This window comes from Streptomyces sp. NPDC096323 (assembly GCF_040302845.1).
Classification (GTDB): domain Bacteria; phylum Actinomycetota; class Actinomycetes; order Streptomycetales; family Streptomycetaceae; genus Streptomyces.
Genome location: NZ_JBEOSI010000008.1, coordinates 77,763 through 84,553, shown reverse-complemented (window position 1 = coordinate 84,553; position 6,791 = coordinate 77,763). Strand labels below are relative to the sequence as shown.

Sequence of the window (6,791 nt, the reverse complement as noted above, 5' to 3'; positions counted from 1 at the left end):
CGGCCCGGCCCCCCCCCCCCCCGCGGCGGCCCGCGCCCCGGGCCCCCCCCCCCCCGGGCCCGGGGGGGGGGCCGCCCCCCCCGCCGCCCCGCCCTCGGAGATCTACTGCCACTCGCTCACCGACCCCTCGATCCTCGGGCCGGATCTCGCCGCCCGCGGCTACCAGACCCTGACCCTGTTCGGCCTCCACACCCCGGCGCGCCTCTTCGCCGCGGACAACGACGGCACCCGTGCCACGCTGCTCAAGGCGACGCTGGCCGAGCTCGACGCCCATCTGGAGGAGCCGCTCTCCGACTGCCTGGCGCTCGACGCGAACGGCGCGCCGTGCATCGAGGCCAAGACCCCGCTCGACCTCGAACGGGACCTGCGGCTGCCCGGCGGCCACATCTTCCACCGCGACCTCGCCTTCCCGTACGCGACGGCGGAGACCGGCCGCTGGGGGGTGGAGACCGCGCACGCCAACGTCCTGCTCTGCGGGGCGGGGGCGGTGCGCGGTGGAGGGGTCAGCGGGGTCCCCGGCCACAACGCCGCGATGGCGGCGCTGGGCCGGTGAAACGTGGCCGCTACTGACCGAACGCACCGCGCAGCGCGGCGATCTTGCGCGGCAGGTCGTACTCCGCGCCGCCCTCGTGCCCGTTGTACGTGAACACCTCGATCTCCGCCGGACCGGCGTAGCGGTGGTACGCGGCGAACACCGTGGACGACGGGCAGATCTTGTCCATCAGCCCCACCGAGAACCACGCCGGTGCGGTCGCCCGCGCCGCGAAGTTGACCCCGTCGAAGTAGGACAGGGTCTCCATCGCCTCGTCGACGCGGAAGCGGTGCCCGGACAGCCAGCGGGCGATCTCCGCGTACGGCCCGGCGTCCGTGATCTGCGAGGCGCGCCCGTAGTGGCAGAGGAACGGCACATCGGCGACGGCCGCCGCGACGTCGTCGCGCAGCCCCGCCACGGCGAGCGCGAGACCGCCGCCCTGGCTGCCGCCGAGGACCGCGATCCGTGAGGCGTCCACAGAGGTGTGCGCCTTCGCCGCGTCGACGGCCCGCACCGCGTCCGTGATCAGCCGGCGGTAGTAGTGCCGGTACGGGTCCTCGATGCCCCGGGTCAGGAAGCCGGGGGAGGAGGAGCCGTTCCCGTCCGGGCCGATGTCCACGGTGTCGGCGGTGTTCTTGCCGCCGCCGCCCTGCCCGCGGTTGTCCATCACCAGATGGGCGTAGCCGAGAGCGCTCCAGGTGAGCCAGGAGTAGGGGATGCCCCGGCCGCCGTTGTACCCGATGTACTGCACGACGGCGGGCAGCGGACCCGGGCGGTCGCGGGGGAGCATCAGCCAGGCCTTCACCGGCTGCCCGCCCCAGCCGCTGAACGTCACGTCGAACACGTCGACGGTGGCGAATCCCGCGTCGTACGGGACGAATGCGGCGTCCAGACCATGACGAGCCGTCTCGGTGAGGGTCTTCTGCCAGAAGGCGTCGAAGTCGGCCGGCTCCTCAGGCTCCGGCCGGTAGTCGCGCAGCCGCTCCAGGGGCATGTCGAACAGCAAGGGTCTAGCTCCTCTTCAGGGTGAGGTTGAGCGTTGCACCGTGGAGTTCAGCCGTGTCCGCGGTGATCCGGGTCCCGGCGCCGGCCGGGGACACGGTGATGCCCGGGTCGGCCGAGACGACGCTCAGACCGCGCCGGGCGAGGTCCAGCACGACGGCGGTCCTCAGCTGGGTCGGGTCGGAGAGCGAGAGGGTCACCGTCTTCCCCTGCGATCGCACCAGGACGGAGGCGGGCCCGTCCGATGCGAGCTCCTGCACGGTCCCGGCGGCCCAGAAGTTCGCGGCGAGCAGCCCGTCCGCGCAGCGGCGTACCGCGTGAACCGCTGTGGAGCGGGCGACCAGCTTCACCGGGGGTGCCGACGACCACTGCCTGGTCCGCTCGGCGGAGGCGGCCGGGGCCTGGAGCCAGAAGTAGCCGGCCTCGTCGGGCGCGGTGCCGTGGTCCTGCCAGAGCGTCAGGTACGGGCGGGTGACGGGGGTGTCCGTGCCGTACTTGAGGTTGATCTCGCGCCAGGTCGCCGTCCGGTCCTCGCGCAGAGCACGCAGCGTGACGGGTTCGGGGAAGACGTAGCCGCCCGTCCCGGCGAGGTGCAGCCACCGCACCTCGTCCAGGGCCGCCGCCCACCCGGTGTCCGCGGGGGCAGCCTGTCCGTTGACGAGCAGCGCCGCCGCCGGGTCCCATAGCTTCCGGTTCTCCACGATCGTCTCGGCCCTGCCCGCGTCGGCACCGATCCCCGAGCCGACGCACGCGATGACGTCGTCCAGGCAGAACCAGCTCTTGAGGCCGTGCAGCGAACTGCCGAACGCCCGCAGCTCCATGCCGTACGCACCGAGCGTCGTGCCGGGCAGCGCGGCGCCGCCCGCCCAGTCGGCGGTGCTGGTGGTGCGCTGCCCCGCCGCGTCGGCCGGCCGGCCCGCGAGGACGGTGGTGCCGGGCAGCCGTGCGGGGTCCACGGTGGGCCAGTAGTCCTCGCTGTAGTGGCCGAGGTCATCCGTGTACAGCAGCACCATGCCGTCGGAGAGGTGCCAGGCGTGCAGGTTCTCGTTCTGGATCGACTCGTAGTTGTAGATCCGCGACGAGTACGCGGAGATGCCGAGCGCGAACGAGGGCCGGTGGTGGGCCGCCTTGTCCATCCGGGGGTGCTGCTTGTGGGCTACCAGCGGACCGCGGGCCGGCACCGGAGAGGCGATGACGTTCCGGGCCGCGACGAGCGAGGCCAGGTCGGTGACGGCGAGGAAGTCCCGGTAGGTGTCCTCGGCGATCCACTGTTTGACCAGGGCGGTGAAGCGGTCGGCGGTCTCCCCGGGGAAGCTCGGGATCAGCCGCACCACCGCCTCGATGACGGTCTGCGCCGAGGCGTGGCCCTGCTTGCTGGGCCGGGCGATCTCCCGCCCGCACACCGATGCCATGACGTCGCCGCGCGCCAGCAGCGGGTCGAAGCCCTCGTCGACCCAGAGCCGTACGTTGTCCAGGTCGGGATCGGTCACCGTCCAGGCGGTACCCGCGAGGAGGTTGAGGAGCCGGGAAAGGTTGTTCAGCAGCTCCTTGCCGTAGCCGCCGTTGTACGGGTGCTTGTAGTGCTGGAGGAAGGAGCCGTCGGAGTAGAAGCCCTCGCCCGTCCCCTCGGCCGCCGCACTCGCGTCGTTGAACGCGAGGACGCTGTTGGCGCCCGAACCCTCGACGTCCGAAAGAGCGTCGCGCACCCGGACCAGGTCCTCGCCGCTGTCGCGGAGCACCGCGTTCACGGCGACGACGGTCGAGATCCACACCCGGTTGGCGCCGGTCGCGATCTGCCGGTCGGCCCGCCAGAGGTTCGGGTCGGGGGTGTAGCCGCGGACGGCCGCGTTGATCCGGTCGAGCCGCTCCGGGCCGAGTACGCCGTACAGCAGTACGGCCGTGTCGTTGAGGGCGAGCGCGGAGCCGATCTCCCAGTCCCAGTCGTTGTCGAACCGGGTGTGCTCGGGTCCGTACCGGTGCGTCAGCATCCAGTCGACGCCCGCCAGGAGCAGGTCCCGCAGCGCGGCGTCGCCGTACTGGACGGTGCCGGGGACGGCCCACGCGGTGGCGACGGTCGCCAGTCGCTTGAACGATGTCGTGACGTGGTTGGAGAGTGTGGTGCTGGTCAGGTCGGGGAACAGCCCGTCGCCGCGGGACGGGTCCAGGCCCTTCGCGGACGTCGTCGCGGCCTTGCCGATCCTGGCCACGGCGGCGGCGATCCGCGCGTCCGTGAGGTCGAGGCCGGGGCCGCCGGTGAGCAGGGTGTGCCACCGGGCGCGCAGGGAGGCCGCGTCGTCCACCGGGTCCGCGGCGTGAGCGGTGCCGGGCGGGAGGGCGAGCGGCAGGGCGGCGGCCGCGCCGAGCGCCGCCGCACCGGCGAGGACGGTGCGGCGGGTGGTGCCTGTGGTGGGGCCTGGGTTCATGATGCGGGACCTCACAGAAGGTGTCGGCGGTCGACGGCCGCGGCGAGCGCCGCATGGCCAAAAGGACCGGGGTGCAGACCGTCGCCGCTGTCGTACGCGGGCAGCAGCCGCTCCGGGTGGTCCGGGTCGCGCAGGGCCGCGTCGAAGTCGGTGACGGCGTCGAAGACCCGGCCGGTCCGCACGGCGGCGTTGATCCGCTGCCGCACGGTCTCCAGCTCGGGCGTCCAGCGGCTCCAGCCGCCGAACGGGGCGATGGTCGCGCCGACCGCACGCAGCCCGGCATCCCGGGCCCGCAGCACGAGTTGCCGGTAGCCGGCCAGGACGAGCGCCGGGTCGGTCTGGCTCGGCGGCTGCTGGAGGTCGTTGACTCCGAGGTGGACCAGCACGGTCCGCAGTCCGGGCAGGGACAGCACGTCGCGGTCGAACCGGGCCTGGCCGCCGGGGCCGAACCGGGCGTCGTCCAGCAGCACCCGGTTGCCGCTGATACCGAGATCGGCGACTACGGCCCCGGGCAGACGCCGGGCCAGCTGGTCGGGCCAGCGCAGACCGGAGTCGTCGGGCGTGCCGACGCCCTCCGCGATGGAGTCGCCCAGCACCGCGACCACCGGCCCGTGCGCGCCGGTCACCTCGACCCCGGTCAGCAGGAACACCGAGGTGGTGCGCACCCCGTCGACCTCGTGCGAGGCATGGGTGTTGCGGTGGAAGGACAACGGCCCGGTGGGTCCGGGCAGTTCGGTCCGCACCGTCAGGAGCGCGTACGCGGCGGCCGTCAGACCCGCGACCGCGTCGCTGGTGAGCGAGGCGCCCGCAGCCAGCCAGGCCTGTCGCTGCCCGCCGAAGGTCACGGGCCTGCCGCCCGCGGTCACCGGACCGATGAGGACCGGCACCGTGCCGAAGGCGTGCCCGTAGCGCAGCCGGACCTGTCCGCCTGCGGACAGCCGTACGTGTGCGGTGAACGTGCTCTGCGTCAGGCCGGTGCTCGCCACCGTGTCGGTGGGCGTCGGCGCGGTCTGCGCGGTCGCCCACGACGTCGCCCACCGCGAACGGCGCGCACCGCTGCCCTGTCCCTCGGCGGCCTGCGCGCCCGGCGCCGTCGCCACGACCGCGGCCAGCCCGGCCGCCGCCGTCAGTACCCCGCGTCTCGCGGGCCCCCGCCCGCTCACTGGGGGCACGCACCGGTCGGCGTGTACTCACTGCCGTACGTGCCCACCGCGTCGCCGCCGGTGTTCCCGCTCATCGTGTTCGTACAGATGGGGCCCTGCGGGGTGCGCATGAACTTGATGCCGCCGCCGGCGTTCCCCGTGATCGTGTTGCCGTAGACGCTGGTGTCGATGCCGTCGGTCGCGGTGTCGCCGCCGAGCCGGATGCCCGCGCCGGCGTTGTCGTGGATGGTGTTGTAGCGGAAGATGTTGCCGCTGCCGCGCGCGTCCAGGCCGCCGGAGCTGGAGTCCTTCTGCTGACTGCAGTCGTTGTACTCGACGTAGTTGTTCGTCGAGTTCTCCTTCACGTCGACGCACTCGTTGCCCCGGGTGGCGATCGTGTTGTGGTGGATGCGGTTGTTCCTGCTGATGTCGGGGGCGGCGTCCGGGGCGCCGTTCGCACCCTGCTGCTCCGGAGCCGTACCGAGATAGATGCCCTCGCCGTTCTTGCCACCGCCACCGAACCTGAAGTCGGCGACGCCGCAGTCGGTGATGGTGTTCTCCGAGATGTCGGCGCCGGTCACCAGATAGCGCACCCGCAGACACTCGTCGGCGGCGTTCTTCAGCGTCATTCCGGTGATGCGCAGACCGCCCACCCCGTTACCGGGGGTCGTGCTCATGACATATATGAGCTTGAGGCGGTACCCCGCCACATCGGTGGACGAGCCATGGAGCCCGTCGACGGTGAATCCGCTCAGCGTTGTCGAGTCGTGCTGCACCTGAATGATCCGCGCGTCGCCGGCCCCCTTCACCACGGCGTTCGCCGGGCCGGTGATCGTGACGCCGGCGCGCTTGGTCACGACGTCCTGCTTGTACGTACCGGCGGCGAGATTCACCACCGCGCCCGTGGGCGCCAGATCGACCGCCTTCTGGATCGTGGCGAGCGGGGAGCCCGCCGACGTACCGGAGTTGGTGTCGCTGCCGGACGGCGACACGTAGTAGGCGGTGGCAGCGGCCACCGACGGCGGGGGGAAGACGAGCGGGGCGCCGACGGCGAGCGCGGCGACGAGGGCGGTACGCAGTGCGTGGCTCATGGGGTGTGCCTCCTGGGATCGGCGAAGGACAGAGCGAGCAGTACGGGAATGCTCGGGCCGAGAAGCAGTGGCCCGAGCGGTACGACGAGCGAGAGGAGCACGGCGGAGACCACCGCGCCGAGCAGCGCGGTGCCCCGGGCGGCCGAGCCGAAGCCGAGCGCCAGCGCGCCCCGGGTCCAGGCGCGGACCGTGCCGCCCGGGGCCCGGCCCGCTTCGGCGGCGAGCGCCACGTGGTGGATGACCAGGGCGGCCGCGATGCCCGCCTGGGCGGCGAGCAGGACGAAGGTCCACGGCTCCGAACGGCCCAGCAGATGGACGATGTTGGCGGCCAGCACGCCCGCGGCCGCGGTGGAGACGAGTGAGTGCCGCCACAGCGCCCGCCAGTACTGCGGGAACGCCCTGAAGGTGTGGACGAAGCAGCGGCTGTCTCCCTCGGCCCGCCACCGCTGGAGCCCGTACGCCATCGCGGCGAGCGCGGGAAGCCACGTCACGACGCCCAGCGCCAGGACGGCGAACGCCGCCCCGGCGACGGCGGGGTAGGCCACGAACTCCAGCCGCCGCAGCACCGTCGGCCAGCCGGACGAGAGAGTTGCCTGCATGA

General features: G+C 72.9%; 5 protein-coding genes and 1 pseudogene. 1 reads left to right on the top strand and 5 read right to left on the bottom strand.

Annotated features, from left to right (window positions below; all coding sequences use genetic code 11):
- Positions 1-553, top strand: a pseudogene (locus tag ABTX18_RS22635) (hypothetical protein); the annotation flags it as partial.
- A gap of 10 nt (positions 554-563) precedes the next feature.
- Here the strand turns inward: ABTX18_RS22635 and ABTX18_RS22630 are convergent.
- Genes ABTX18_RS22630 through ABTX18_RS22610 form a run of 5 tightly spaced genes read right to left on the bottom strand, consistent with a single transcriptional unit; the run spans position 564 to position 6,789 of the window.
- On the bottom strand, positions 564-1,538 hold the full coding sequence (locus ABTX18_RS22630) for an acetylxylan esterase (protein ID WP_352124537.1): 975 nt from the start codon (positions 1,536-1,538) through the stop codon (positions 564-566).
- 4 nt (positions 1,539-1,542) lie between these two features.
- On the bottom strand, positions 1,543-3,957 hold the full coding sequence (locus ABTX18_RS22625) for a polysaccharide lyase 8 family protein (protein ID WP_352124536.1): 2,415 nt from the start codon (positions 3,955-3,957) through the stop codon (positions 1,543-1,545).
- 11 nt (positions 3,958-3,968) lie between these two features.
- Positions 3,969-5,120, bottom strand: a complete 1,152-nt coding sequence (locus ABTX18_RS22620; protein WP_352124535.1) for an SGNH/GDSL hydrolase family protein — start codon at positions 5,118-5,120, stop codon at positions 3,969-3,971.
- The gene (locus ABTX18_RS22615; RefSeq protein WP_352124534.1) at positions 5,117-6,190 is read right to left on the bottom strand and encodes a DUF1565 domain-containing protein; all 1,074 of its coding nucleotides are present in this window, start codon (positions 6,188-6,190) and stop codon (positions 5,117-5,119) included. Before ABTX18_RS22615 ends, ABTX18_RS22620 begins: the two co-directional genes overlap by 4 nt.
- Positions 6,187-6,789 (bottom strand): hypothetical protein, encoded by a 603-nt coding sequence (locus ABTX18_RS22610; protein ID WP_352124533.1) that lies wholly within the window; start codon positions 6,787-6,789, stop codon positions 6,187-6,189. The genes ABTX18_RS22615 and ABTX18_RS22610 overlap by 4 nt, the downstream gene beginning before the upstream one ends.
- Positions 6,790-6,791 lie beyond the last annotated feature (2 nt).

Bases quoted from the DNA above. Each gene is read 5' to 3' on its own strand.
- ABTX18_RS22625 (WP_352124536.1), bottom strand. From the start codon at position 3,957: ATGAACCCAGGCCCCACCACAGGCACCACCCGCCGCACCGTCCTCGCC.
- ABTX18_RS22615 (WP_352124534.1), bottom strand. From the start codon at position 6,190: ATGAGCCACGCACTGCGTACCGCCCTCGTCGCCGCGCTCGCCGTCGGC.
- ABTX18_RS22610 (WP_352124533.1), bottom strand. From the start codon at position 6,789: ATGCAGGCAACTCTCTCGTCCGGCTGGCCGACGGTGCTGCGGCGGCTG.